Origin of the sequence: Clostridium subterminale, assembly GCF_039521425.1 — a bacterium.
GTDB classification, from domain to species: Bacteria; Bacillota; Clostridia; order Clostridiales; family Clostridiaceae; genus Clostridium_J; species Clostridium_J subterminale.
Genome location: NZ_BAAACI010000001.1, coordinates 54,204 through 81,026, shown reverse-complemented (window position 1 = coordinate 81,026; position 26,823 = coordinate 54,204). Strand labels below are relative to the sequence as shown.

The 26,823-nt window shown below is 29.0% G+C and carries 27 protein-coding genes, 1 pseudogene and 1 other annotated feature; of the genes and pseudogenes, 6 read left to right on the top strand and 22 right to left on the bottom strand.

From position 1 onward, the window contains the following. Positions 1-35: 35 nt before the first annotated feature. From ABDZ93_RS00460 to ABDZ93_RS00450, 3 genes are all read right to left on the bottom strand, one after another. Positions 36-2,027 (bottom strand): methionine--tRNA ligase, encoded by a 1,992-nt coding sequence (locus ABDZ93_RS00460; RefSeq protein WP_343822624.1) that lies wholly within the window; start codon positions 2,025-2,027, stop codon positions 36-38. Positions 2,028-2,100: 73 nt separating this feature from the next. Further along, positions 2,101-2,345: a binding site (T-box leader), on the bottom strand. A 218-nt stretch (positions 2,346-2,563) separates the two neighbouring features. Then, on the bottom strand, positions 2,564-2,695 hold the full coding sequence (locus ABDZ93_RS00455) for a hypothetical protein (RefSeq protein ID WP_343822622.1): 132 nt from the start codon (positions 2,693-2,695) through the stop codon (positions 2,564-2,566). Positions 2,696-2,879: 184 nt separating this feature from the next. Beyond that, positions 2,880-3,569, bottom strand: coding sequence for a Crp/Fnr family transcriptional regulator (locus ABDZ93_RS00450; RefSeq protein WP_343822620.1), 690 nt, complete (start codon positions 3,567-3,569; stop codon positions 2,880-2,882). Positions 3,570-3,819: 250 nt separating this feature from the next. Between ABDZ93_RS00450 and ABDZ93_RS00445 the strand changes: the two genes are divergently transcribed. Both ABDZ93_RS00445 and ABDZ93_RS00440 read left to right on the top strand, forming a co-directional pair. Continuing rightward, positions 3,820-4,005, top strand: a complete 186-nt coding sequence (locus ABDZ93_RS00445) for a hypothetical protein (protein WP_343822619.1) — start codon at positions 3,820-3,822, stop codon at positions 4,003-4,005. Positions 4,006-4,034: 29 nt separating this feature from the next. Continuing rightward, a complete protein-coding gene (locus ABDZ93_RS00440; RefSeq protein WP_343822618.1) occupies positions 4,035-4,727 on the top strand; it encodes a YjjG family noncanonical pyrimidine nucleotidase in 693 nt (230 codons plus the stop codon). A 232-nt stretch (positions 4,728-4,959) separates the two neighbouring features. On the opposite strand, the gene ABDZ93_RS00435 is transcribed toward ABDZ93_RS00440, so the two are convergent. The 13 genes from ABDZ93_RS00435 to ABDZ93_RS00375 all read right to left on the bottom strand — a co-directional run bounded on the left by ABDZ93_RS00435 (position 4,960) and on the right by ABDZ93_RS00375 (position 15,300). After that, positions 4,960-5,817, bottom strand: coding sequence for an AraC family transcriptional regulator (locus ABDZ93_RS00435; protein ID WP_343822617.1), 858 nt, complete (start codon positions 5,815-5,817; stop codon positions 4,960-4,962). A 324-nt stretch (positions 5,818-6,141) separates the two neighbouring features. Then, positions 6,142-7,167, bottom strand: coding sequence for a sensor histidine kinase (locus ABDZ93_RS00430; RefSeq protein ID WP_343822616.1), 1,026 nt, complete (start codon positions 7,165-7,167; stop codon positions 6,142-6,144). Next, positions 7,160-7,849: a response regulator transcription factor gene (locus ABDZ93_RS00425; RefSeq protein WP_343822615.1), complete on the bottom strand. Its 690-nt coding sequence runs from the start codon at positions 7,847-7,849 to the stop codon at positions 7,160-7,162. Before ABDZ93_RS00425 ends, ABDZ93_RS00430 begins: the two co-directional genes overlap by 8 nt. Positions 7,850-7,857: 8 nt before the next feature. Then, positions 7,858-9,891, bottom strand: a complete 2,034-nt coding sequence (locus tag ABDZ93_RS00420) for an FtsX-like permease family protein (protein ID WP_343822614.1) — start codon at positions 9,889-9,891, stop codon at positions 7,858-7,860. Beyond that, entirely contained in the window at positions 9,881-10,657 is a 777-nt protein-coding gene (locus ABDZ93_RS00415) for an ABC transporter ATP-binding protein (RefSeq protein WP_343822613.1), read from the bottom strand. The genes ABDZ93_RS00420 and ABDZ93_RS00415 overlap by 11 nt, the downstream gene beginning before the upstream one ends. A gap of 559 nt (positions 10,658-11,216) precedes the next feature. Further along, positions 11,217-12,062, bottom strand: a complete 846-nt coding sequence (locus ABDZ93_RS00410) for an aldo/keto reductase (RefSeq protein ID WP_343822612.1) — start codon at positions 12,060-12,062, stop codon at positions 11,217-11,219. Between the two features lie 160 nt (positions 12,063-12,222). Beyond that, positions 12,223-12,558, bottom strand: a complete 336-nt coding sequence (locus ABDZ93_RS00405; protein ID WP_343822611.1) for a hypothetical protein — start codon at positions 12,556-12,558, stop codon at positions 12,223-12,225. Between the two features lie 143 nt (positions 12,559-12,701). Beyond that, positions 12,702-12,917, bottom strand: a complete 216-nt coding sequence (locus ABDZ93_RS00400) for a CD3324 family protein (protein WP_343822610.1) — start codon at positions 12,915-12,917, stop codon at positions 12,702-12,704. Positions 12,918-12,931: 14 nt separating this feature from the next. Then, complete coding sequence (locus ABDZ93_RS00395; protein ID WP_343822609.1) at positions 12,932-13,255, bottom strand: hypothetical protein; 324 nt, start codon at positions 13,253-13,255, stop codon at positions 12,932-12,934. A gap of 4 nt (positions 13,256-13,259) precedes the next feature. Further along, positions 13,260-13,460 (bottom strand): helix-turn-helix transcriptional regulator, encoded by a 201-nt coding sequence (locus ABDZ93_RS00390; protein WP_343822608.1) that lies wholly within the window; start codon positions 13,458-13,460, stop codon positions 13,260-13,262. A gap of 102 nt (positions 13,461-13,562) precedes the next feature. After that, on the bottom strand, positions 13,563-14,147 hold the full coding sequence (locus ABDZ93_RS00385) for a sugar O-acetyltransferase (protein ID WP_343822606.1): 585 nt from the start codon (positions 14,145-14,147) through the stop codon (positions 13,563-13,565). A gap of 53 nt (positions 14,148-14,200) precedes the next feature. Continuing rightward, complete coding sequence (locus ABDZ93_RS00380) at positions 14,201-14,569, bottom strand: nuclear transport factor 2 family protein (protein ID WP_425544743.1); 369 nt, start codon at positions 14,567-14,569, stop codon at positions 14,201-14,203. Positions 14,570-14,577: 8 nt separating this feature from the next. Continuing rightward, positions 14,578-15,300, bottom strand: a complete 723-nt coding sequence (locus ABDZ93_RS00375) for an HAD family hydrolase (protein ID WP_343822602.1) — start codon at positions 15,298-15,300, stop codon at positions 14,578-14,580. A gap of 804 nt (positions 15,301-16,104) precedes the next feature. Between ABDZ93_RS00375 and rsgA the strand changes: the two genes are divergently transcribed. Then, positions 16,105-17,196: a ribosome small subunit-dependent GTPase A gene (gene rsgA, locus ABDZ93_RS00370; protein WP_343822600.1), complete on the top strand. Its 1,092-nt coding sequence runs from the start codon at positions 16,105-16,107 to the stop codon at positions 17,194-17,196. After that, on the top strand, positions 17,190-18,173 hold the full coding sequence (locus tag ABDZ93_RS00365; protein ID WP_343822598.1) for a phosphotransferase enzyme family protein: 984 nt from the start codon (positions 17,190-17,192) through the stop codon (positions 18,171-18,173). Before rsgA ends, ABDZ93_RS00365 begins: the two co-directional genes overlap by 7 nt. A 187-nt stretch (positions 18,174-18,360) precedes the next feature. On the opposite strand, the gene ABDZ93_RS00360 is transcribed toward ABDZ93_RS00365, so the two are convergent. Continuing rightward, positions 18,361-19,287, bottom strand: a complete 927-nt coding sequence (locus ABDZ93_RS00360; RefSeq protein WP_343822596.1) for a GNAT family N-acetyltransferase — start codon at positions 19,285-19,287, stop codon at positions 18,361-18,363. 263 nt (positions 19,288-19,550) lie between these two features. Here ABDZ93_RS00360 and ABDZ93_RS00355 point away from each other — a divergent pair, with 263 nt between their 5' ends. After that, on the top strand, positions 19,551-20,807 hold the full coding sequence (locus ABDZ93_RS00355; protein ID WP_343822594.1) for a serine hydrolase domain-containing protein: 1,257 nt from the start codon (positions 19,551-19,553) through the stop codon (positions 20,805-20,807). Between the two features lie 62 nt (positions 20,808-20,869). Here the strand turns inward: ABDZ93_RS00355 and helD are convergent, their stop codons facing one another. The 5 genes and pseudogenes from helD to ABDZ93_RS00330 form a co-directional block, all read right to left on the bottom strand. Continuing rightward, positions 20,870-23,107, bottom strand: coding sequence for an RNA polymerase recycling motor HelD (gene helD / locus ABDZ93_RS00350; protein WP_343822592.1), 2,238 nt, complete (start codon positions 23,105-23,107; stop codon positions 20,870-20,872). Between the two features lie 403 nt (positions 23,108-23,510). Continuing rightward, complete coding sequence (locus ABDZ93_RS00345) at positions 23,511-24,113, bottom strand: HAD family hydrolase (protein WP_343822590.1); 603 nt, start codon at positions 24,111-24,113, stop codon at positions 23,511-23,513. A gap of 53 nt (positions 24,114-24,166) precedes the next feature. Then, positions 24,167-24,304, bottom strand: coding sequence for a PD-(D/E)XK nuclease family transposase (locus ABDZ93_RS00340; RefSeq protein WP_343822588.1), 138 nt, complete (start codon positions 24,302-24,304; stop codon positions 24,167-24,169). Positions 24,305-24,547: 243 nt separating this feature from the next. Next, positions 24,548-24,937 (bottom strand): HAMP domain-containing protein, encoded by a 390-nt coding sequence (locus tag ABDZ93_RS00335; protein ID WP_343822586.1) that lies wholly within the window; start codon positions 24,935-24,937, stop codon positions 24,548-24,550. Beyond that, positions 24,927-25,097, bottom strand: a pseudogene (locus tag ABDZ93_RS00330) (winged helix-turn-helix domain-containing protein); the annotation flags it as partial. The pseudogene ABDZ93_RS00330 and the gene ABDZ93_RS00335, both read right to left, overlap by 11 nt. Positions 25,098-26,288: 1,191 nt before the next feature. On the opposite strand from ABDZ93_RS00330, the gene ABDZ93_RS00325 reads away from it, so the two are divergent. Beyond that, on the top strand, positions 26,289-26,675 hold the full coding sequence (locus ABDZ93_RS00325; protein WP_343822584.1) for a hypothetical protein: 387 nt from the start codon (positions 26,289-26,291) through the stop codon (positions 26,673-26,675). Positions 26,676-26,823: the final 148 nt, after the last annotated feature.

Sequence of the window (26,823 nt, the reverse complement as noted above, 5' to 3'; positions counted from 1 at the left end):
CCTCTATATCACTATCGAGGGTATTTTTATATACTCTAAAAAGAAATTTGTGATTGGTGCTTTTCAAAGAAATCTATACGAGGCTCTAAATATTTCAATTTATGGGTAAGTGTATCTCCTATAAATGCATAGATTGGTTCAAATATATGATCCCAATTCCAAAGTTGTTCATTAGCGTTCATATATTCTCTTACCATTTCACAGCTACTTGGTGCAATAGGATGAATTAAAGTAATAGCAGTTCTTATTGCATGGAATGAGTCTATTAGAATTTGTTTACGAAGCTCATTATCATCATTAGAATCTGCAACCTTCATATTGTTTACCCAATGCTTATTCATATTACGAATGTAACTATCTAAAACATAAGTTACACTATGAAACTCGTGATTATACATATGCCTTTCATAGGTGAGAATAGCTTCATTCGATTCTTCTATGATGCTATTGCTAATTTCTCCTACTGGTATTTTACCATCAAAATACTTCTGTGCAGTATAAAAACAAGAACGAACAAGTCTATTAAATACGTTAGTCAATAAATTACCATCTTTTAAAACTGTATCAGGACCTTGTTTATCTTCTTCATCCATAAATGCTTGTGGCGCGAAGCTAACACTTTTCTTGGAAAGTCCTAAGCTTAGGAAATGCATACGTAATTGCTCTGCAGTATAATGTTCTAATAACTCCCCTGCCATAGGTGGTTTTATAGTACCGCTGCTGCTTGCCTTTCTATCCATAAATAGTAGATGATTGTTTGCAACCAAGTGAGGAAGATTAATCTTCTCCCACTGAATTTTATCCTTACTGTTAATACCCCTTAAAGCCATAAACAATGCCATTTCAGCAATTCCATAAAAATAGATATTGTCTTCCCCAATAAATTGATATACCTTTGCATCATCAGAATGCCACCACTCCGTCCATTCATCAGGGTTTTTACCTATAGATTCAAGGTAAGTTTTAGTGAAAGAAATAGGTGCCCAAAGAGATTCAGGCCAAACCCAAAAAGTTAAGTTTTTAAGTTCTTCCTTATCAGGTATTTCGATACCCCATTCAACATTTCCTGATAATCTAAAAGGTACTAAGGTTTTACCAGTTCTAAAACGAATTCCAAGATCATCAAATATTTCTCTTGCAGCATCTCTATCTTGCAGATTTTCAAATACAAAAGTAACAGAAGGTTTCTTTGGTTCATCAATAATTGTGTGCTTTGGTAATTTTTCTTCTAGATTTATAATACCTTCTAATTGCTTACGTTTTACATAAATAACTGGTGGTTTTAAGAATTCTTCAATGGTATTTAATAAATTTTTACGCCAATTAGAATTAGCTCTTAAATAATTTACTTTTTCAATCAGAGTATTGTTATACTCTTCTAGTTTAAAATACCAATTTGTCACATCCCTTAATTCAGGTGTTTTTCCCGATAAAGCGCTCTTTGGATCAATCAATTCATTTGGCATATATTGATGGCCCAAAGCACATTCATCTGCATAGGCTTTATCTGAATTACATCCTTCAATAGGACATTTACCAACTACTTGTCGACCGTTTAATAACACTTTAAAATCTGGATCATAAAATTGCGGTGAGGATAGCTTTACTAAATAGTCATTTTCATATAGCTTATTAAATATTTCTTCTGATACTTCTTTGTGTATTTCACCAGCTCTATCTAATGCAGAGGTTGCATATAAATTTAGACTGGTTTCATATTTATTTAATACTTCTTTTTGCTTTTCATGGTTTTCACGAACATAATCTTGTATAGAGCCTTCATATTGACCTTCTTCTACAAGTTTTAAATAGCTTGCTGAAATAGGTGAGCCATAGCAATCTGTTCCTGATACAAATATAACATTTTCATTTCCAATTCTATCTCTTAAAAATCGTGCAAAAGTATCAGCATGGACAAACACTCCGCCTATATGGCCAAAATGTAGTTCTTTGTTACCATAGGGCATACCCGCAGTTATAACAGCTTTTTTAGGAAATATAGGTCTTTCTATTTTTATCTCTTTCATAGCACACACTCCTTAAAATATAATTCCTGCTATCACATAAAAAAACGTAAAAAAAACACCTCCTACAATAATCTGTAGGGGCGAATATACCGCGTTGCCACCCTATTTCGTTAATATGTCACCATACTAACCTTGTCAAGTACAAAATTATACTTTAGTTCTGTAACGTGAACAAACGTCATAGCATCACTTATTAACAAAATAAGATCCGTATGCAGCTCCAAGACTTGTTTCGTTAAAATTTCCACTGTTCCATCTCACCAACCAGAACTCTCTGTAAGCTTCCAAAATAACTACTGCTCTTTTCATTGCCTTTTTTTAAATATAGTAAATGAATAAAATTTTGTCAAGGGGGAAAATCTTTAAATTTTCTAATTTATACAAATTTACTATTAATTTATGGTATAGTTCTCCCCAATAGTTATAGCGTAGACTCTTAAAGTTGTATCTTGGAAAATAGATTTAAATATGGCTTACACTCATTATGTAAGCCATTTATATTACTCAGTTACAGTTATAAATCGTTTAAATCCACCCTATCTACGATATAAAATCTTTCTAAAGGTATATCTTGCTTCTTCATACCATCCTGCTAACTCATCATAATTGTAACTTTTTAACTTTCTCTCATGAGTGAATTGCTCGAAAAATTCTCTTGTTTCTTCCATTAAATTATGGACTTCTTTGAATATAGTCTCAATTTCTTTCGCCCTAAGAATTTCTTCATAGTTTTTCAGCTAATTGAGTAAACTCTGCTAGCTAAATCAAAGATTTAGAGCATCACTTATGATACTGTTCTCCGTTACACCCCCAACGGAGGTTGTTTTACATAAAATTATTTCAACTTATATTCTAAAGTGGTTTTACATAAATATTCTTAGATAATTCTCTAAGTTTATTCATATCTAATATATATATTTTTTTATCATCACATTTTATAATTGATTTTGATTCCATTTCTTTAAAAGTTCTATTTAGATGTCTGTATGTTGTCCCTAAAAATTGAGCAATTTCTAAATATGATGAATTTAAGATTATATAATTTTCATCTGTAATTTGTTCAACTAAATAACTAGCTAATCTATTGATAAGTGGATATACAAAATTATATGAGCTATTATTAATCGTCCCATAAAGTTTTTCACTCAAAGAATTTACTAAATGATGTAAAAGCTTTACGTTATCAAAATACTTTTCTCTAAGTATAGCTGCAGGTATTGCTATCAAATAAGTATCTTCTACTGCATCAATATTGCAAAGGATAGGAATATCTTTTAAAAGTTCTAAATCTCCTATAGTATTAAAATCTTTATAGAATTTTAAAAGCATTGATTTTCCATTTTCAAAAGGATAATAAATTTTAATTTTACCATCTACAAGTAAGTAATAATATTCAAGATTTTCCTCTGATTCTAGTATATACTCTTCTTTTTCATAGAAATGAAGTTGTGCATATTTTAATATTTCACCATCAAATATACTTTCTATATTGTGCTTTTTAATATAGTAGGTCAAAAGCTTACTATCAAAAATTCTTTTCATAACTCCTCCTAACATGACCAATGTCATGTTCTGACTTTTATAAATATATTATTTTATTTATAGAAGTTTGTAAAGAGGGGTGTATAAATTTGAATACATACAAGAACTTAGCTGTTTTAAATGGAGTTCTATCAGAAAAGATAGGTTTATATCTTAGTACATTAATTTACCACGTCTTAGGACTTCTATTAATTTTGCTAGTATCAATAGTAAGAAAAATAAACTTCCTAAATTGAATAAAATACCAACAGTGTATACAGTTATACTAGGTTTTATAGGTCAAATGCTTACAAGTGCAATTATAGACTATTTATACTTCAATATTTTTTCTATAGTAAAGGTAGTAGGATGTGTACTATTTTTAATAGGCATTATACTTAATGCAAAATCTGATGAAAACTATAAGCAAAAGCAACTTAAATTACTTAATAATTAAATTATTTATATAAAATTGGAGGACATATTATGAAATATGAAGTTATATTATTTGATGCAGATGAAACATTATATGATTTTAAAAAATCTGAAAGAGAAGCATTTAAAAACACAATGCTTAAGTTTAACATAAACTATGATGAAAGTTATCATTTAAAAATTTATCAAGAAATAAATACAGTTCTATGGAAAGAGTTTGAACAAGGACTTATTACACAAGAAAATTTAAAAGTAGAAAGATTTAAAAGATTATCAGATAGATTAGAGGTAAATTTTGATGAAACTAACTTTGCAAAATTATATATGGAGTATTTAGCTGATGCATCATTTTTATATGATAATAGTATCGAGCTTATAGAAACTCTAAACAAGTCTTACAGACTTGCTATAGTAACTAATGGTCTTACCTTAGTTCAAGATAAAAGAATCAGAAAATCTATTATAGCAAATTTTTTTGAGACTATAGTAATATCTGAAGAAATATTAATATCAAAACCAAATCCTGAGATTTTTGAACATGCCTTAAAAAATATAAATTTCTTTAATAAAAGCAAAGTTTTGATAGTAGGGGATAGTTTAAGTTCTGATATACAAGGCGGGATAAACTTTGGTATAGATACCTGTTGGTATAACCCTAACAAAAGTATAAATGAAACTTCAATAAAACCTACCTATGAGATTTCTAATTTTGATGAGCTTAAGTCTTTGCTACTTAATTCATAAAAATATTTATAAATAATAGCAGTTTGTTGAACAACCCCCTGTTTAAAAACGATGGTACTGAAAACTTAAACTTTTTCAGTACCATCATATTTTCATATCTTACTTTTTACGCTAAGCCAATATCATTTGGTTAACTAAATGACATTGAAATATTGCCTTCATCCTTCTTCGTCCTATCTAAAAAGAGCTTCCATATCCTAATATCCTAATATCCTAATATCTTAATTAAGCCCTATTTTTTCTTTACTGGAATCCAAACTTCACTATAGTAATTTTTATCTGAAATCCCCTTTTCATACTCACTTGGATCACTATACATTTCTATATTATAACCTGCAGCAATCTCATAATCTCTACAGTTTGGTAACCACTCTGAAAATATTTTCTTATTAGTTTCTTGAATTGATGCTGAGCCTGGCCCATAACAAGGGAAAACAGCCCAAGTAAACTTAGGAATTGTTTTAACTATATATCCTTCCATACCTTCTTTCTCTTTGGAATAATCCTCTGCAATAAGGTACTCAAATTCATTACCACCCATTTCCTCATCAATGTTAATACCATACATTCCGCATATATCATTTAACTTTCCTTGTGAAATATGCTCATTCCAGAATGAAGGTACCTCCATAAATGCTGAATCATATTTAAATTTCTTAGACGCTCCTATAACCTTAAATGCATCCTTCTCAAGTATTTTATAATCCATAATATATCCACCTTCCAACGAAAATTTGATTTTAAGGGCAACAAAGGACTTTATCATTGCACCCTCTTTACGAACCGCAGATGGTGTAACCCCATGAAATCTTGTAAAAGCTTTAGTAAAGCTGTCTGGAGAATCATATCCATACTTTATTGCAATATCTATTATTTTTCCATTAGTAGATAAAACTTCACTGCCGGCAAGTGCAAGTCTTCTTCTCTTAATGTACTCACTTAAGGAATAGCCACATAACATTCCAAATCCTTTTTGAAAATAAAAAGGAGAAATATTTACCCTATCTGCAATTTCTTTCATGGATAAATCCTTGGTAATATTCTCTTCAATATAAGAAATAGCTTCTCTAATACTTTCAATCCATTCCATAATTTTTACCCCCCTTACAATTCGTTAATCTAATCTTACCATCATCAAAGATTGACATCCCGATTTTTTAAGCTTTCTTTTGTCCTATAATTATTATACCAATTTCTATAGCATCATCATTGTTATTCTATTGCTTTCCATATATTCACCTACACAAATTGAAATTCATCATCCTTTTTAGTTAACTGAACTTCAATATCTACGTGTTATATCTTAGTCTATCTTTCATTAAGCCATCTTCCAAAAATAAATAAGTCAGAATGCCCGTCTATTTTGAGTTATACTTTCCATCTTTGACTTATTATTTATTTTCAGATGCCTTATTCAATCAATTACCTTAGGAAATACTAATGAAATTTCAAGCCCATCAGTATAATTATCATTTGCCTCTAAGCCAGCTTTCAAGCTTTCAGCTACTTGTTTTGCTAAGTATAATCCCATTCCTGTTGAATTTTTTCTTTGTTGTCCAATCTCACCTGTGAAGCCTTTTTCAAATATAAATGGTAAATCGTACGCTTTAACTCCTATTCCATTATCTCTTATAGTAAGGTTTATATTTTTCTCATTTTCATCTGAAGTAATAACTATCTGTGGATCACTTACTTCAATATTTTTATATTTTACTGAATTACTAATTATTTGTCTTATAATGAATTGAATTCCTCTTTTATCCGATAGTACTTTATAATCATCAATGTCTAATATTACATCTATGCCTTTTTCCTGTAGTATTACTTTATATTCTTCAATTACTTCTATACAACTCTCTTTTAATGATAACTCTTTGAAAAAGTAATCATTGCAAGTGGATTTTAGTCTTGCATAATATAGCATTCTTTCTATATCCTCTTGCATTTTTGTTCTTACATATTGTAATCTTTTATATACTACTGGTGATATTTCCTCTTTTCTATTATCTAGTACAAAGGTCATTAACCCTAAAGGCGTTTTTATCTCATGTGCCCAAGCTTCTATGTACTCTTCATACTCATCAATTCCTTGCTTATGAATACTTATAGTATTTTGATTTTGTCTTAGAATTTTACCTATATCTTTTATTACTTGCGCTTCTTCATAATGAAACAAGCTGATAATTTCATTTTCCATATCTTTAGTAGGCTCATCTAAAAACTTACTAATTGCTTGTTGTCTTTTTAAATCATTTTTATAGATACTAAATGCTGTAGCACAATATAAAATTAAAGAACCAATAACCATTGTAGGAAAAATATAAATAAAAGCTTTATCATTACTTAACCACAGCAATCCTCCAAATATAAAGTTCAATGTAAGTATAACAACAATCCAAAGTCTATTTTTTTCAAACACTCTTCTTAATCTTTTAATCATTACCCTTATCTCCTATAGGCTCTAAGGAATAACCTTTGCCCCTAATTGTACTTATCTTATAATCAGTATCTAAATTATGTAATGATTTCTTTAGCCTAGTCATATTAACATGAAGAGTATTTTCATCTATATATTCTGTTGTACCCCAAAGATTCTTAAATAACATCTCCCTAGTGACAAGCTTTTGGTAATTTTCAAGTAATAACTCCATAATCTTTCCTTGATTATCAGGTAAAATTATAACTTTACCTTTAACATTAATAGTATAGGTTTGTAAATCTAAGCTAATATCCTTTATTTCTGCAAAGTGCTTTCTATCTTCTAAACGACGTAACAAATTTGTTATTCTTGCTAATAAGCGTTCTTTCTGGCAAGGTTTATTTATATATTCATCTGCACCAATATCAAGAGCATGTAACTCGTCCTTCATTTGATCACGACCTGTTAAAACAAGTATTGGAACATTACTTTTATGTCTAAGTCCCTTACATATTTCAAACCCAGATATTCCAGGTAAATTTAAATCTAATAATACAAGGTCTGGTGAAGCAGCTATAATCTCATCTATTACATTTGAAAATTTAGTTATACAAAAGGTATCATAACCTTCCTTTTCTAAAATATACTGAAGCTCTTCTCTCATAAAAAGCTCATCTTCTACAATTACAATCCTCTCCACCATTATCACCTCTAATTATCTTCTCTTTTTATATCCATTATCTTTAAAATATTTTTATCACTGCTTTTCTTTACACATTGCATATAAATTAATTCTATCACACATATTAAGACAATAATAGGAATTGAAATAACCATTAGTTTACCAACTTGCTCCTTCATTGTTGTTGTCATAACACCTGTAAATAATGATCTTACTGCAAATATACTACTTATTGCTGCAATTGCTATTGGTAGTGAAAAATACCAAGCAATTTGATTTCTTGCAGATTTACATAGCATTTCATAACTTGCACCTAAGTATGTTAATGATTGATACCTCTTCCTTGTTTTTTGTTGGTGCATTAAAAATTGTACTCCCATAACTGTATTTGCTATTATTAGAAAAATAACGGCTAAATAAATAGTTGTATAACTTGCTGCAACAGTATAAAATAACTCTCTTCCTATATTTTGAAGATAACTTTCATAACGTATATTAGTAGTGTTAAGTTTTTTATTAACCTCACTAATAGCTTGCATTAAACCACTTTCCTTAACAAATTTCTCATTTAGAGTTGCATTCCAATAAGTACTAACATTATTTTTACTAGTATATTTATTAAAAACTGTTTCCGGCACTATTAACCCATAGCTAATAGTAATTAATCTATCTGTTACAATGCTATCAGTATAACATTTGTCTATTAACTTATATTCTTCACCATCAAAATATAAAGTAGTTCTTTCCTTTAAAGCATTTTCCATTGCAGCAACTCCAACTTCAAACTCAGGATCATTATAAAGAGCTACTTCATTATCCTTTAATATAATTTCCTCCTTCCCTTGTAACTCTAAAAGCTTGTTATATGAAGTTACAGAAATTAAATATGGTCTATCCATATATTGAAGATTGTTTAATAAAATATCTTTACCGCCTTCATCCTTTTGATTTTTTACTGAGCTTATTAAATCCTTTGCTGAGAAACTACCATCATAAAACATTCCTATATTCATATCATATATTCCACCAATATAATCATTTAACTCTAGCTTATTTATTACTGACTTTACTTCATCTTCTTCTGCTTCAAAGGTGTAGTCTATAACATGAGCTTCCTTTGAATTAAATAAGTATCCTACTGGAATACCGTATGCAAAACAGCTAATTGCCATCAAAACTAAAAGTGATGAAATAGCTAAAGTATTGGGCTTTAAAAATACTGATTCCTGCAATTGTCTAAAGGTGAACATTTTTAAACTACTTATGTTAGTTTTCTTTTTAAGAATTATTTCAAATAATACACCTATACCTTGAAATAATAGGAAGGTTCCACTTAGTCCTAATATCACCGTCATTGGCATGAACTTTATATTTTCCCATGCTAACCCATTAATTGCTATAGCAAATGCAACTGTAAGTAATATTACTCCTAAAACCAATTTAATACTAACAATTACTTTATTTATTTTTCTGTTCTTCTCTCCTTGAGCTTCTGAAAGTAATTCTGTAACCTCTTTTCTTGAAAATTTACCACTTAAAATAATAAGTGCTACAAATCTAATAATAAAATATCCTATAATAGTTCCTATAACTGCTGAAAATGAAAATGAAAAATTATGTCCTATTATACCTAACCCTACAATTTTAGCTGTTACTAAACTAATAATTTCAGATATACAGATTGCAACTGGAATACCAATTAGTAATGACAATACACTATTCCATAACTCTTCTGCAAAAAGCATTAATAATAGCTTACTACGCTTCATACCAAGCATTAAATACATTCCAAGTTCTTTATTTCTTCTATCTAACTGATATTTACCTGCAAAATATACAAGAAAAAATAAAATAAATAAGGACAATCCATATAAAACTGGAATCAATAAAAATAATTTATCTAGAGCCTGGCTTTCCATAGTCTTTAAAAATATAATAACATCTTGTTTTTCAAGAGATAAAATAATATAAAATGCAACAATAGATATGATTAATGATACAAAAAACAATCCATTTTCTTTTCTATTTCGCTTACTATTTCTATTAACTAAATCATAAAACATTTGCACTTCCACCTCCTAGTTGTGCCATAACTAGAAGTATTCTTTCATAAAAATCTTGTCTAGATTCCTCTGGCTTTTTACGCCTTAGCTCATGAAAAAGCTTTCCATCTTGTATAAATAAAATTCTTGAACAAAAGCTAGCTACATTTGCATCATGAGTAACCATTAAAATAGTTGTTTTTTGATCCTCATTTAAATCAGACAGTTTTTGCATTAATGCTTTTGCATTTTTAGAATCTAATGCTCCTGTAGGTTCATCTGCAAGAATAATTTGTGGATTTAAAATTAAAGCTCTTGCAGCTGCAACACGTTGCTTTTGTCCCCCTGAAATTTCATTAGGAAATTTATCTAATACATCTGTAATCTCCATATACTCTGCTAATTTTTCTACTTCTACCTTACTATTATTCTGTAATTTATTATGAATAGCCATTGGAAGTAACATATTTTCCCTTGCAGTTAAATTTTCTAGTAGCTCAAAGTTTTGAAATAGATAACCTATCTTATTTCCTCTATAATCTGCTAATTTATTTCCTTTAAAGTCCTCGATTCTCTCTCCGTTTAATAAAATATTACCTTCTGTAGGGTGAGTTGTGGTTGCAATACAGTTAAGCAATGTTGTTTTTCCTGAACCACTACTTCCCATAATTCCAATGAATTCACCATTCATTACTTGAAAACTGATTCCATCTAAAGCCTTAGTTTCAAAATCTTTTTTACCATAGTATTTTTTTAAGTCTTTAACTTCTAATATTCTCTCTATCATTATAATCACCTTTCATCTCATAGCTAACAAATAAAACTCCGGAATTTAATTTATTACTAATTCTTATCTTAGGCATCTTCAAAAAATAAATAAGTCAGAATGCTCTTCTATTTTGTGTTATCCGATGACTACCAGCTCTAATACTTAAATTAGGAGTAAAGAGCTGCTACGACCCTGGATAACGATTTCTAACCTTCAGAGGGAGAAAACCCCTCTGAAGCAAAGAACTCTGTTTATACTGCGTCAACAGAACCCTTAGATAGTGCTACTATCTGCGGAACCTGTTTCCTTGTCTAACTCAAAATATACTTCCCATCTTTGACTTATTATTATATTTTCAGATGCCTTATAATTATTATAAATGGAGTTGCCAAAATAAAACACTTACAGTTGGTGAAAGGTTTTGAAAGTAAAAGATGAAGCAATAATTGCTCCATCTTTCTTTAATGATTTTAGTTATGTTTAATTTTCTCTTTAAGGAATTTAATATAGTATTGTATAATGTTTATGAGGTAATCTTCATGAACATTTTTAGTAGATTGAAAGTAAATATTTCATATTACTCTTCTGATTCAGCAAAAAGTTCTACAATATTAGGATCACTATGAGAGAAAAATGCACTTTTTCCTTTGTCTAATTTGGCAATCTTACGCATATCATCCTCATTTAATTTAAAATCAAATATATTAAAATTCTGAATCATTCTTTCTTTATGCACAGATTTAGGAATAACAATAACACCTCTTTGAATTAAATATCTTAATGCGACTTGAGCTGTAGATTTATTATATCTATTTCCAACTTTTTTAAGAGTTTTATTTGTAAAGATATTATTTGTCCCTTCTGCAAAGGGTGCCCAAGATTCAATTTGTACCCCATATTTATCCATGATTTCCTTAGCCTTTACTTGCTGATTAAATAGATGTGTTTCAACTTGATTAATTGCTGGAACTACCTCATTAAACTTAATAAGATCTATTAATCTATCTGGATAGAAATTACTTACTCCTATAGCTCTTATCTTACCGCTCTTGTACATTTCCTCCATAGCTTTATATGTGCCATAATAATCATTGAAAGGTTGATGTATTAATACTAAATCCAAATATTCAAGTTGAAGCTTTTTAAGCGACTTCTCTATAGAAGTTTTCGCCTTTTCATATCCAGCATTGGATATCCATACTTTAGTTGTAATAAATAATTCTTCTCTTGGAACATTGCACTTCTTAATTGCTCTTCCCACAGCTTCTTCATTACCATATGTCTGAGCAGTATCAATGGAACGATATCCTATTTCAATTGCATCTAATACACACCTCTCACATTCCTTCAAATTTTCAATTTGATAAACCCCATATCCTAAAATAGGCATTTTCACTCCATTATTTAATGTTATATATTCCATATATTCCTCCCTATTTCCATAAACTATTCTTCATATATTTATTAGTACTATTTGTTATTACTATTTATACTTTATTTTAGTTTACTTTCATATTTAAGAACATGCTCTTCATATTCATCAATCTGCTCCGCATTGTGAATCTAATATTTGTAGTATTCCTTCAATCGTTTCTTGTACCTCCTGTGGCATATTTCATGAAATTTCCTTTTCTTTTGAATATGCTATTTCTATCATTTTTACTATGTTCATTAACTCCACTTTTTATAATTTGAATATAATCATCTATTTCTACTTGCTGTGCAGTATTTAAATTTATACTATAATATACATTTTCATGCTCAATACTATATCCATATTCTCCGAGTAAATTAGCAATATACTTCTTACTCTCATGAAGATTTCCATGATAAGCATTGCAACTTAAACCTAATACATGATTAAAAGCAAAACAATTCTCAAAACTATTGTTACTAAAAAACTCTTCTGCTTTATCCATTATTAACTCCCATCCTTTTATTATTTATATCTTAATTTAAAACAGAAATTCCAACAATAATATTTTATTTCAAATATATTAACATATAAACCTTAAGAATTATTCATATATAAAAATGAGCCAAAACTTATTTAAGTCTTAGCTCATAACTCTTTTTTAGATTTTTCCTTTAAAATTATCCTATCAATGCTTTTCTTTGATAAGAAGTATTTATCAGCTAATTCATTTTTGTTAGCTCCATTCATATATTCAAAATAAATATTGTGGTCTCTTATATTTATTTCCTCCCTAGTATTGTTTCTAGTTCCCCATTCACTTCTACTATTATCCTTCATAGGTATATAAATATATACACTCAATTTGCTTTCAACAATTATAGTTGATCATCAAAATATCTTAATGCAAATAATTCTATCCCATTTCTTAAGCCGATGAATAATACTCCATAAATTAAAACGCGATTCAAAGTAAGGGTTATTTGAATATCAGAAAATGTCAATATCGCTTCTCCAACAGCTAAAAATACTATTAAGATATAGTTTGAATAATTCGCTGTATTATTAGCTTTGTTCTGGATTAACTGCCAACGTTCGTCTTTTTTATAATCGATTTCCTTTTTAACCTTCCACAAATACAGAAAAAGAGTAATTCCAGTACCAATAATCATGAAAAATGAAATAATAATTTGTTCATTCATTGTTTTAATTCTCCTTGTATTCAAAAACTTTATTTATAGAAATGTTAAAAACTTTTGAAATTTTGAACGCTAATTCTAAAGATGGTGTATATTTATACTTCTCAATTGATATAACCGCTTGACGTGAAATACCTACCTTTTCAGCTAAATCAGCTTGTGTCCAATCATGCTCGGCTCTCAAAACTTTAATTCGATTCTGTATCAAGATATTACCTCCTTAACAAAATGTAATCTATTATTTACATTTTAAATGTAATCTTCTAATTATATTTTGTCAATTATAAAATACTTTTTTACTGGAATTTAATTATGCATTCTTTTTAATAACTCTGCATGGATTTCCAAAAGCAATTGTATCTGCTGGAATATCCTTTGTTACAATACTTCCTGCTCCAATGACAACATTATCTCCAATTATAACCCCAGGTAAAATAACAACGCCGCCGCCAATCCAGACATTATTCCCTATTTTCACTGGTGCAGTCTGCGTTTTACAAAATGCAAAAGAACCATCATCTATACACTCTCCAAAACGTTCTTTTGCATTTGTTGGATGAAAAGCCGTATATATCTGAATATTAGGTGCAATAAGTGCATTATCGCCTATTTCAATTCTGTTATCATCTAAAAATGTACAATTCATATTTACTTCACAATTGTTTCCAAAATAAATATTATTACCATAGTCTACATAAAACGGTGCGGTAATCCATAAATTATCTCCATATCCGCCAAGGAGTTTTTTTAATATATTATGTTTCTTTAATCTATCTTCTGAATCAGTTAGGTTATAATCACGTATCAAATTTTTAGCCTTATGCCACTGTTCTATTAATTCTTTATCCCCACAATCATAAAGCAGACCTGCTAACATTTTTTCTCTTTCTGTCATCTTTACCCCCCTACAAATGTAACTATCTATATTATTCATCCTTAAATTAGAATTTACTTAATAGATTTCCCAATTTGTTTGTCTAATCTCCATTTTGGAGCATAACCATCATCTCCAAAATATTCGTCAAGTTCTTTAATTTTATTATTCTCTATTATAAAAAATGAAGTTGCATGACAAGACATATCTTCAGTCCAAACTCGTGTAACCGTAATAATGGTATTATCCAGTTGAACAATACGCTCAATTTCACCATTCCATGTTCCTGGATACTCACAATTTGCAATAATATATTCATCAACACTAAAACATTCATTTGTACAGTGCCATCTAATAGTTGCATCTTCACAAAAATATTTTTTTAATTCATCTTTATCTTGAGATGCAACACACTTCCAAAATTCATTTATAAACTTTTCCATACGCATTATTATCCCCCCATCAAAATTACTATTTTTAATAATTCATTTAGCGATTTAATCTCAATAAAATTTTTGTTATTAATATCCGTATCTTGTTTACGGTTTATAAAAACTGGTGTAAAGCCAAAATTTTCAGCCCCAAGAACATCAACTTCAAAATTATCTCCAATGAAGTAAACCTGTTCCATTTCGATGCTAGCATCGTACTCTTTAATATCATCAAATACAATTTTAAATAAATCTTTATGTGGCTTCCTTATTTTATAATCCGCACTAAAATGTATATTAACAAAATATTTTTCTAAATCATATTGGTTAATGAATTTTTTCATTACATTCTTTTTAAATATGGAATTACTTAATAAATAAACCGGAATTCCTAACAACTTAAGTTGCTCTAAGGTAGAAATAGTATCATTAAATAATTCAGTAGTATTTATTTCAAGTGCACAATTAAATATAATTTCTTCTAATGGATGATTCACTTTAAAACCATATTTATTTTTGAAATCTAAAAGTTCATCGTCAAATGCCAATTCTGAATTATCCTCGCTTCTTTTATCATAAAGTTCTTTCCAATATGTAGCTGCATACTCTAGAAATTCAACTTTATCAGTATCTTTTGATAAAATATTTTCATGTAGATAATGTAAACCTGAATCAAAATCAAATTTAATATCATGAAGCAATGTCTCAAATAAATCAAAAACAATAACTCTAACTTTTGTCATAAAACCCCTCCATAAATTTCCTATTTGCCTTGCATTAAAAAATCACTCCCCTTTCCTATTGTAACATATTTTGTAAATATGCTATTACTTGTGATACAGTTTTTTTATTCATCATTATCCTCTAATTCCATTACGGGCTTTATTTTATTTATTAGTTTTTTTCTTAACTTCCTCGTCTAATTGAATATCATCAATCTCAATCATATGAACATTCTTATACTTAGGAATTTCTTGTTCATGTTGAATTCTAGTGAATTTATCCTTTTCTTTAGCTTAAGTAAATGATCTATCTCTACATTACCTTTATCTTTTAGAATATCTACTAAAGGCTTTGCTTCTGTTATATTGGGATAATATTCATAGTGTTGCATTTTTAGTAACTATATGTTATATTATGGTTAAAGCTTAATAGTAAATTTTAGGCGAAAGGAGTGAGTTTTTTTTATGCAAAAGTTATATGAGGTGATTTTAAAATAATTGCATATAGGTTCAAAAGGATTTTTTACGAGTACTTAGTATACTCTTTATTTGTTGTGCCTTTTGAACAACTTTGATTTAACCTTTCAGCCTTAATAGTTAGTATTAGAATTCACGGTACAGGTTAGCGTGTATTTTTTATGTCCAAATATTAGGTATACCACAGTAGGTTAATCTTGCTGTGGTATTTTTATATACTTTTTTATAAATAACTTTAACAAATAAATTTAAGATAATGCTAATTCATTCAGAACTTCATATAACCTTATTTTAAGCTTTAAAATTTATGTAAGCTAAAATTTAGCTTACTACAGAAAAGGAGATTTTATGAGTTTAGAAAAGTTAGGATGGGACACATATTTTCAAAAGGATTTTGAACCCTATTTAATTAAAGGGTTCTTGCCCGCAAGAGTCATAACGCAGCATAAGGGTAACTATATAGTGCGTTCAGAAGAAGGAGATTTCAATAGTAAACTAAGTGGTAAGTTTATGTATAACGCAGATGTTAAGAAGGATTACCCAGCAGTTGGAGATTGGGTTGCAATTAAAACCGTTAATGATACTGAAGCTATTATATATGCAATATTACCAAGAAAAAGCTACTTTGCTCGTAAGCTTGCTATATCAGGCGGAAGAAAAATGAAAAATGGTATACTGATTGGAGGAAATATAGAAGAACAAATTATAGGTTCAAATATAGATATTGCATTTATTGTGAGTGGCCTTGATGATAATTTTAATATAGGTCGAATTGAAAGATATATTACCTTGGTTCTTAGTAGTGGAGCTACACCTGTTATACTGTTAAATAAATGTGATCTTTGCGATAACATACCTGATTATATAGAAAAAATAAATACTATTGCAAAAATGATAGCTGTACATCCCATAAGTGTTTTAAATAATATCAATATGAATATCTTTGATAAATATTTATGTTGTGGTAAGACCGTAGTATTCCTTGGTTCTTCTGGTGTAGGCAAATCAACAATTACTAATTACCTTTTTGGTGATGAAATACAAAAAACAAATACTATAAGCAGTTCTAATGGCAAAGGCACACACACTACCACAAGTAGCCAGCTTTTACAACATAGTTCAGGCTGCACAATTATTGATACTCCAGGTATTAGGGAGCTGCAGTTATGGGCGGATGAAGATATACTTTCAGAAAGCTTTCAAGATATCTACACTTTGGTAGACCAATGTAAATATAGAGACTGTAAACATGATAAAGAAGTTGGCTGCGCAGTTAAGGAAGCTATTGAGGATGGAAGATTAAGTATTGAAAGATTTAATAGCTACAAAAGCCAATCGAAAGAACTTAAAACTCTAAAGGATAATAAAAAATCCTATTATAATAACAGAATAAATAAATCTAATAAAAGAAATACGAAAAGAGGTTATGGTGAATGTTAAAATTAAAATATTTGTTTGATAATGAAGATTTAGCTCATATGATACTCAAGAATTGGGAGTATGATTATGATGACCCTAATCTTTTAAAGTATTATAGAATTTCATCAAATGCTGTTTATTGCTGTAAGAATCAAGGTAATACTTTTTTTCTTAGATTTACACCTGCTGAAGAAAAAAATCAGGAAAAAATACTTGCTGAACTTGAATTCTTGAGTTATTTGAGAAGTAATGGCTATGCTGCAGTAGAAACTATACTATCTAAAGCTGGCAATGAACTTGAAGTAGTAGACACACCTTGGGGAACATTCTATGCTGTTGCATTTAAAAAAGTATCTGGTAAACAAATAGCAGCAATGCCTTTGACAACGGATTTAATCTTTGGTTTAGGTAAAGCTTTAGGAAAGTTGCATAAACTAAGCAGTGAATTTATCCCAGTAAATAATAAACGTAATGACTGGAAAGAGACGATGGACTGGATGGAAGATGTATTATCAACTTTTCCAGATGAAACTGCTGCTAAAAGTGAGCTATCTATACTTAGAGCTTATTTTTCAAAACTACCAACTACAAAAGAAAACTTTGGACTTATCCATTATGACTTTGAGCTTGACAATGTATTTTATAATGAAATCACAAAAACCTACAATCCTATAGATTTTGATGATTCGATGTATCATTGGTATGCATTGGATATCGAGCAATCATTAGATAGCATAAAAGAAGATATGCCAGAAGAACAAGTAGAACCTTCGATAAATGAGTTTATTAAGGGGTACCGCTTAGAGTATGATATTTCTGATGAAATGCTTAAATTATTGCCTATCTTCAGAAGATATGTTGATTTATATGGATATGTCCGTATACTTCGCTCTGTAGAAGAGAAATGGAACAACGAACCTGATTGGATGATTAATTTGAGAATTAAATTAGAGGATTTATTAAATAAGAGAAAAAATACCTTTACAATGCCAATTTAATTAATTTTTGAAGGAGTGTATATGGGATTTTTATGCATTTAACCTATTACACTAATCATATAATTCTAAAACATTATATGATACCGGTATATATGTTGAAAATATAAATATAGGCTTACATTTATTAATGTAAGCCATTTTGCATATTTAAATTTAAATATCATCACCTTAAGAATATTACCAACTATTAAAATCTTTTGCTCCAATCCCAAGTCTCATAGGTTGTTTCAACTTCAAAACCTAAATCCCAATAAAATTGCTGGTCTCCACCAAGCATTCCTCTACACTTAGGAGATATCTCCATAATACGGTTGGCTGTCTCATAAATTAATGCTCTTGCTATTCCCTTTCGCCTGCACCACCAAACAACTCCAAGCGGCTCTAATTCACAATAAGGCATTTTTTCATTATACCAAATGATAGCGATTCCCACTGGCTTTCCTTCCCTATCCAGCACACATAAATCAAGTTCTGGTTTATATCCTGGCATTTTTCTCAAATCATGAAATCCTATTTCACCAGTTTCTGCCGTTGGAAGTGTATAGTTAAATGAAAACATATGGGTATTAGAAAGAAAAAAGTCTGGTGTTTCATTTCCATCAGTTATGGTATATCCCTCTGGGAGTACAACATCAAATTTATCACCTGTAAATGGAAGTATCAGTGACCGCTCTACATTCTGTGATAATCCATAGCCTCTTTCTTTTGCCATGTTCTTTACATAATTATATTCTGACGGAATTACAATATGTAAATATCGAGTCCTTTCTTTATAATCTTTTGTAAAACAAGACATATGTGTTTCTGCATGATGAAACATACTCTCAAGTAATTTGCCATCTCTTTGTCGTTCTAATGAATCAAAAATAAAAAATGCATCTCCGTGCCATACACCTCCGCAAATAACTGCTGAAATAACCTTGCCATCTTCTTCCCAGACCCCAACGGTATGTCTCCAATTATCTTTTATATTTGCCCATGCACTATGAACTCCACGACAGAACTCATGCCTACTAAATCCCCATGGTGGATTTCCCCATTCATAGCTTGCTAAAATAAGTTCTTCTAATTTTAAAAAATCATCATCTGTATAATATCTAAAAGAAATACTCATAATATTTCCCCTTTCCCCAATTTAATTTGGAATAAATTATGTGTACTATTCAATTTTAATGTTTCTGCATACTAAAATAAAAGATAATAATCATTTATATACTATTCTTTATATATGCTAGTATGTACCAACGTATTAAAATAGATATTGATTAGAAATATAAGTATTTAATGATCTATTAGCAATCTTATATATTATCTAAATGATATGCGACAAAGATCAGTAGTACTTAAACAATAAGTTTACATTAGGGGGACTTCAAAGTGAAAAAAGATATACATGATAAAATAAGTGAATATTTAGAATTATACACAGAATTATGGAGCTTTAGTGGATCTATCGTTGCTATAAATGATGGGGAAATACTTTTTAAGAAAGCTTACGGGTATGCTAACATTGAACATAAGGTTAAAAATACCACGGAGACGAAATATAAAATATGGTCAATTACAAAGCAATTTACTGCTGCTGCTATTTTAATTTTAGAGGAAAGAGGATTATTGAGAATAGAAGATAGTCTGAAAAAATATTTTCCCGACTGTAAAGAGCTAAACCCTAATATTACTATCCATCACTTGTTAACTCATACCTCAGGGATTTTTAACTACTCAGACCTTCCAGACTCTCATAAAACTTTTCATAGGATGTGTCATAAAAAATCTGACTTAATTAAAATGTTTCTGAGTAAGCCATTAAATTTTGAACCAGGTACTCAATGGGAATATAGCAACACAGGATACTACCTTTTAGGAATGCTTATTGAAAAATTATCAGGAAAGAGTTACAGTGAATTTTTAACTGAAAATATATTTATACCTCTAGGCATGTTTAATACAGGTGTAGATGATGATAAAAAAATTATTGAAAATATGGCATCAGGCTATTATCTAAATAGCAATGATCTTATTCACTGTAATTATATTAACATGGATTTAATGCTTTCTTCTGGGGGGATATACTCAACAGTTGAGGATTTATTCATATGGGATAAGGCTCTAAATAGCGATAAGTTATTAAGTAGAAAGTCAATTGAAAAGATGAATACACCATATAAAAACAATTACGGATATGGTGTTTGTATAGAGACGAATAATAACAGAATGGCTGTTCAACATAATGGTGGTTGTGAGGGCTTTCTAACTGAAATACATAGATATGTGGATGACAATTTTGCTGTTGTGGTTTTAAGCAACTATGGATTTACAGCTGTCAATAAACTATGCAACGAGATTACTTTAATTGCTTTTGGAGAAAAGTACGAGATGCCTAAAAAGCCTGAAGTATTTCCTATAGGTGATAATGTACTTAAAAATTATCTAGGGGTATATGAAGAAGATGGCTTCAAGTTAGAGCTTAAAAAAGAAAATAACGATATATTTTTAGTTATAGACGATGAATACATTTTGCCTACATATCCAATTAGTAATGATACTTTACATCATACATGGATAGATGAAGAATATACTTTCACAAAAGATGACGAAGGACAATTATATCTTTGGGGGATTAAGAAGAAATAGACAACAATGTGGCATTAGATTATAAAAATAAGATAGACTTTCTCAGTCTACCTTATTTCTTTTCACTTTAATAATGATGATACATTCCCTAAATAAAATATATCCAAAACATGGAGGGCTCTTGTACAAGCTGTATAAAGTAGTAACCTATCCTCTTCATCCTTATACCTTAAATCACTGGCATTATATATCATAACCACATCAAATTCCAACCCCTTAGCAAGATATGCAGGAATAACTAAAATATCATTAACATAATCATCATCATCACTTACAATCATTTTAACATTAATCCTATCCCTCAAATAATTGTAAACCCCCTGTGCCTCATCAACATTTTTTGTTATTATTCCTATGGAGTTATGCCCATCATTCTTATAAACTTTTACCTCTTCAACTATTCTTTTATTTATATCCTCTTCATCTAAAAGACCAGTTAATTTTGGCCATTCCCCACTTCGTTCCACGTATTCATCATGAATTTCCTCATTTAATATTTTTCGTGAAAATTTAGTTATTTCCATTGTTGATCTATAACTTTTAGTTAAATTTATTATAGAAGTATCCTCAAGTTTAAGTATATTTACAACATTGTTATAACTTTCAACATTCATATAGGGATTAATAGATTGAGATATATCACCAAGGATTGTTTTATTTGCTTTATTAAATAACTGATTAAAAATTTCATACTGTAATGGTGAATAATCTTGAGCCTCATCAATAATTACATACTTTACTTCTTCTGTTTTTGGAATATAACCTACAGCCCCTTTTATGAATAGTAAAGCTATTTGATCTTCATAATTTATCTTTTTAGCCCTTAAATTTTCTAGGGTATATCTTTTAATTTCTTTAATACTCTCATTATCATATTTAATATTTGCCATTTTTAAGAAGTCCTCTAAATCTTCATAAAAGGTTTTATAGCAACCCATCAAATCAAATTTAGTTTTTTCTTTCACCTCATTAACTATGTCTTTAATTTCTCTGCCTACTAAGGATTTACTTGCTTTAACTATTTCACTCTTCTCTAAATATTCATCGGATTCTTCCATTCCTTTCACTGCTTTATCCACTAATCTTTTCTCATAAGGTTCTATAAGATATAAAATTCTTTGCTTTAATTTTTCTAACTTTCTCTTAAGAGGAAGCCTCTCATAGTCCTTATAAAATAATTCCTGTATTTCCACTGCTGAAATTATAGTTTCACCTCTTAAAATAATATCTCTAAAATCCCTATCCATTTTTTCTAAGTGTTCTATATATACTTTTAATAAATTAACAAACTCCACGGAAGACTTAAATTTTAAACTTTTAATCCTACTATCATAAGACTGTTCACTGTTATCACCAAAAATATTCTCCATCATTTTACAATAATCTTCCTTACCCTCTACATCCTCTAGAACTTTATGCATATATTCTTTAAATGTAGTCTGAAGCATATTATCTTCCCCAAGTTGAGGTAAAACGTTAGAAATATAATCATTAAAAATATTGTTTGGAGAAAATATCACTATGTTTTTAGATGTTATAACATCACGATGCTTATATAATAAATAGGCAATCCTATGAAGAGCAACAGAAGTTTTCCCACTTCCTGCTGGCCCATGAACAATTAAATTTTTATATTTTTCATTACGAATTGCCTTGTTTTGCTCTCTTTGAATTGTCGTTACAATAGCCTTCATTTTATTATCACTACTTTTACTTAATATATCTTGCAACACTTCATCATCTATTTTTATATTACTGTCAAACATATAATCAATTTTACCATCACTAATTTTATATTGCCTTTTCATTGATATTTTGCCATTTATAATCCCGTCAGGGCATTTATAATAAGCACTTCCCATTTCATAATCATAAAACATACTAGAAATTGGAGCCCTCCAATCATATATAAGAAAATCAAAATTTTCATTAATTAAGTTAGAAATTCCAATATAGCACTTTTCAGCTTTTTCTTCTCCCTCTTCCGTAAAATCCATTCTTGCAAAGTAAGGAGATGAAATCATATTCTCATATTTATCAACTAGTTTTCTTTCAAATTCATGGCTCCTCTTTTGAATTTTCATAGTATTAATAAATTGCATGAAATCAACTATATGCTGTAAACCATTTTCTACTGAAACAGCCCCAACATTTTCCCATAATTCTCTTTGGGTTTCAATAGCCTCTTTTTTAAAATTTTCTTTGAAATTTCTCTTTTCTTCTAATTGCTTTTTTACCTCCCTAAGTACCTTTTCTAACCATTCCATTTCTACTAGCCATTTAGATTTATTTATTGACAAAATATCTCCCCCTTGTAATGAGCATTGCACTTTAGAGTTAATATTGCAATTTTAGCACATATACCTGAAATTACTAGTCTATAAGTGTTTTGTTATATATGATATAATTAAAGTATAGAGATAGTATATTAAATTAGTGGGTAAGACATATAATAAATTAACACATAAAAAGGAGTGTATGAGCATAGTCTGAATAGAAATTGATATGGTTGTAACAGATAGCTTAAAAGCTTTAGCACTATATGAAAATATATTTGAAATTGAACCTGTGGATGTTACTAATTTCCCTAAAGGTTAAGTAAATAATGGTCTGTAAATCTCAATATATGACAACCTCCTATGATAAGATAAAATCATAGGAGGTTATTTTCACTAATTTAATTAATTGCTTCTGCAATTTCATCTACAGTATTAATAATTCATTAAGTTTAGCCATTAACTCTTGCGAATCTTTAAAGTGTATTGTATTAATTCCAACAACCTCTGCACCCTGTACATTAGCTAATGTATCATCAATAAAAATAGTTTCTTCTGATTTCAAATTATATTCTTCTAGTAATCTCATGTATATTTCTTTTTCAGGTTTTAATAACTTTTCTTTATAAGAAACTATGCCACCTTGAAATAGTTTAAAAAACTCATTCTTCTTTATTACGTACTCAAAAGCTAACTGATGAAAATTGGATAAATAATAAGTGTTAATGCCCTTGTCTTTCAATTGTTTCAAAATATCTATAGTATCTTGTATTGGTATTAATATATCATACCACCCATCAAAGGCATGTTTTATCTCTTCACTATATAAAACATGCCTTTCACTAAGTACCTTTATTGCCTCAGTTTCAGTAATAGTTCCTTTATCAAGCATTAACCATTCATCACTCTTAAATACTAAATCTAGTATTTTTTCAACCTTATCCTCATAAGTAAACTTTTTAATGAGATAAGTTTTAGGCTCGAATTTTAATAAAACATTTCCTATATCAAATACAACATTTTTAATCATTCTATCCCCCATATAATATCTATTTGATTTTACTTCACAATTATAGTCTTTCTCTATTTCTGAAATTTCTTAAGTTCTATAAAATGAATTTCAACAATATCACTTAATAATTTCTTTGTCATATCTTCATATAGATGATAACTACTGTGAAATTTCTTATCATTACTTAAGAAAATTATAACATAAGCCAATGATACTTATTAATATCATTGGCTTGTTTTTAATATCTTACTAATTTCTTTTAATTTTGGTTCTCAATATATACGATTCACCGTATCATATATAACGTAGACTTTTTTACTTAGGATTTTTTAAAATAAAACTTTTTAATAACTACAACTTATGAGATTATCACCTTCAGCATGGCATGTCCTATCATAATTAATAATATTATCAAAAATTCTTTCGTTCTTCACTGCTTCTTTCTTCTTTTATCAATGCCTTAATCTATGTGACATAAAATTTATGCTAGATGCTATTCTCCCCAGTTTATCCTTGCCCTTAACAGTAATATCTATGTCAAGATTATTTTTTGAAACATGTTCTATAGTATCTGTAATATCTTCAATATAATACTTTTTTTCTCTTATAATTATAAGGAAGAATATAATAATAAGAGCAATAAATAATGTAAAAAATAATACGATAAAACTGATAATATGTTCATAGAAAAAATTTGCAATGGTTTTATTACTTGAAACCACTAAAGATAAAATAGCTAGAAAGAAAATGCCTAGAAAGAAAATACTCAGGCAAGACAACAAAATACTTATGAAGAATGAAAATATAAGTTTAAAACTTATTGTATTAAATTTATTTTTCAATTTTATATCCTCCCCCCCAAACCATTTCAATGAATTCTGGATTTTTAGGGTCTTCTTCTATTTTTTCTCTCAATCTCCACATATGTACCATTACTGTATTGTTAGACTCAAAATATTCTTCTTTCCATACAATTTCAAATATTTTCTCTGCACTAAAAACATTATACCCTTCATTCTTTAGATATATTTCCATAAACTCAACAACCTCTCGTTAGTAATCTATGATAAGTATATTGTAGTTATTCATAGAATAAATTCTCCATTCATACTAATTTATAAATATAATTATATCACAAACACTAATATAATAGTTATTTATCATATAACTCTTATATCATTGCCACCACCATAACTTTTGGGTTTATTTATATGTGTTTTTCTTAGTATAAAGAGTCAATATTTGTTGACTATATCCCAATAGTAAAAGCAAAAAACAAGAAGAATCCCCACCATTAGAGGACTTCCCTTTCTTATTACTTATGAAATATTTCTGTACCTTGTCATCAAAATGAATTTCTATATCGCATTTATTCTTTTTAGCTTTTATGCTTATCTTACTAATAATTTTTGTAATTTATTTAGGTTATGCTACAGTGGTTGTGATTTTTCATCTGATTATATTTCTTTAATTAATCACATTGTCCTGGAAGTCTTAATTTTTGTAGTTGTGGAAACCCTCCAAATTCTAACCTTACTTCTTTTCTTTGTAAATCATTATTCTTGTAGCAACAAGTATCCATACCAATCAAGCTAAAGCCTTCATGCTGATAAAAGTCTACTGCATTAACATTACAAGATTATGTTTCTAGTATGATAGCTCGACGACGTTCTCTTCTTGCTTGTTCCATTCCATTTCTCTTTTGGTAAATGTATAATTTTATATTCCATAGCCTTTCCCACCCGATATACTAGTGCTCCTATATTTTCTTTATAGTAACATCATCCCAATCAATACCAGCTCCTGTGCCTCTATAAAGTGATAATGTAATATTTTTTGTTCCGGTAGGTATACAAAATACAAACCTTACTCTTGTCCATGATGTACCCTCACTTACTGCATTTTTAACTATTTTTAGTTCATTAGGATTATCATAATCATTTATTTGCTTTTTTTAATGATTTAAGAAAATACAGCGTTAAATCATCATCATTTTCACAGGTTGTATATATGGTGATATTAGTACATCACGTCAATCAATAAATAGGTACCTACCGTAAAGTAAAAAGTCATCAAAAAATTTGTTTGAATTTTTGGTTTGAAAAATTAAAATTACTAATAATGAAAATGTTCTTTACTTTGTATTTTTTTACATATATAGTGATATTATATATTATAAAGGAGAATATCTGTATGTATAAAAGTATTTTAAAATCCTTACTTAAATGCATCATATGGGGAATACTCTGGTCCATACTCTTCATTATTGTTGGAATATTTATTACAAAATCGAAACCATACTCTAGAAAAGATATTCTATTTACTGAAGGTCTTATAGTACTTATCTGTGCCGCTTTAGCAACCTTTCCTACTAAACCTTTAAAGTTATCACTTCAAGGTTGTGGACAAAGTAATACTAGATATGTTTTCAACACATATTTAGAAGATCCCAAAATAGAAAGTATAACAGAAGGACCGGAATATACAAATACTATAAAAACTGGCTTTAAATATGGATTAAACAAACCTTCCTTAATAATTGGTGCCTTAATTTGCATTATAATTAGCTATATTATTTGACAAATCCATAGTAGCTTTTTATGATAAATCTATCAAAATAAACCAAAAAGAACTTAACCCTGTATTAAAGAGGATTAAGTCCTTTTTTGATTTGAAATGTAAGCGAGATATATTTTATTATTCGATTATTCTTTTTCATATAAAACCT

What these genes read in the sequence shown, in the direction of transcription:
- ABDZ93_RS00455 (WP_343822622.1), bottom strand. Translation starts at nt 2,695, where the DNA reads ATGGAAGAAACAAGAGAATTTTTCGAGCAATTCACTCATGAGAGAAAG.
- ABDZ93_RS00395 (WP_343822609.1), bottom strand. Translation starts at nt 13,255, where the DNA reads ATGAATGAACAAATTATTATTTCATTTTTCATGATTATTGGTACTGGA.
- ABDZ93_RS00385 (WP_343822606.1), bottom strand. Translation starts at nt 14,147, where the DNA reads ATGACAGAAAGAGAAAAAATGTTAGCAGGTCTGCTTTATGATTGTGGG.
- ABDZ93_RS00375 (WP_343822602.1), bottom strand. Translation starts at nt 15,300, where the DNA reads ATGACAAAAGTTAGAGTTATTGTTTTTGATTTATTTGAGACATTGCTT.
- ABDZ93_RS00460 (WP_343822624.1), bottom strand. Translation starts at nt 2,027, where the DNA reads ATGAAAGAGATAAAAATAGAAAGACCTATATTTCCTAAAAAAGCTGTT.
- ABDZ93_RS00450 (WP_343822620.1), bottom strand. Translation starts at nt 3,569, where the DNA reads ATGAAAAGAATTTTTGATAGTAAGCTTTTGACCTACTATATTAAAAAG.
- rsgA (WP_343822600.1), top strand. Translation starts at nt 16,105, where the DNA reads ATGAGTTTAGAAAAGTTAGGATGGGACACATATTTTCAAAAGGATTTT.
- ABDZ93_RS00345 (WP_343822590.1), bottom strand. Translation starts at nt 24,113, where the DNA reads ATGATTAAAAATGTTGTATTTGATATAGGAAATGTTTTATTAAAATTC.
- ABDZ93_RS00360 (WP_343822596.1), bottom strand. Translation starts at nt 19,287, where the DNA reads ATGAGTATTTCTTTTAGATATTATACAGATGATGATTTTTTAAAATTA.
- ABDZ93_RS00425 (WP_343822615.1), bottom strand. Translation starts at nt 7,849, where the DNA reads ATGGTGGAGAGGATTGTAATTGTAGAAGATGAGCTTTTTATGAGAGAA.
- ABDZ93_RS00415 (WP_343822613.1), bottom strand. Translation starts at nt 10,657, where the DNA reads ATGATAGAGAGAATATTAGAAGTTAAAGACTTAAAAAAATACTATGGT.
- ABDZ93_RS00410 (WP_343822612.1), bottom strand. Translation starts at nt 12,062, where the DNA reads ATGGAATATATAACATTAAATAATGGAGTGAAAATGCCTATTTTAGGA.
- ABDZ93_RS00380 (WP_425544743.1), bottom strand. Translation starts at nt 14,569, where the DNA reads ATGGAAAAGTTTATAAATGAATTTTGGAAGTGTGTTGCATCTCAAGAT.
- ABDZ93_RS00405 (WP_343822611.1), bottom strand. Translation starts at nt 12,558, where the DNA reads ATGGATAAAGCAGAAGAGTTTTTTAGTAACAATAGTTTTGAGAATTGT.
- ABDZ93_RS00365 (WP_343822598.1), top strand. Translation starts at nt 17,190, where the DNA reads ATGTTAAAATTAAAATATTTGTTTGATAATGAAGATTTAGCTCATATG.
- ABDZ93_RS00440 (WP_343822618.1), top strand. Translation starts at nt 4,035, where the DNA reads ATGAAATATGAAGTTATATTATTTGATGCAGATGAAACATTATATGAT.
- ABDZ93_RS00325 (WP_343822584.1), top strand. Translation starts at nt 26,289, where the DNA reads ATGTATAAAAGTATTTTAAAATCCTTACTTAAATGCATCATATGGGGA.
- ABDZ93_RS00435 (WP_343822617.1), bottom strand. Translation starts at nt 5,817, where the DNA reads ATGGAATGGATTGAAAGTATTAGAGAAGCTATTTCTTATATTGAAGAG.
- ABDZ93_RS00430 (WP_343822616.1), bottom strand. Translation starts at nt 7,167, where the DNA reads ATGATTAAAAGATTAAGAAGAGTGTTTGAAAAAAATAGACTTTGGATT.
- ABDZ93_RS00420 (WP_343822614.1), bottom strand. Translation starts at nt 9,891, where the DNA reads ATGTTTTATGATTTAGTTAATAGAAATAGTAAGCGAAATAGAAAAGAA.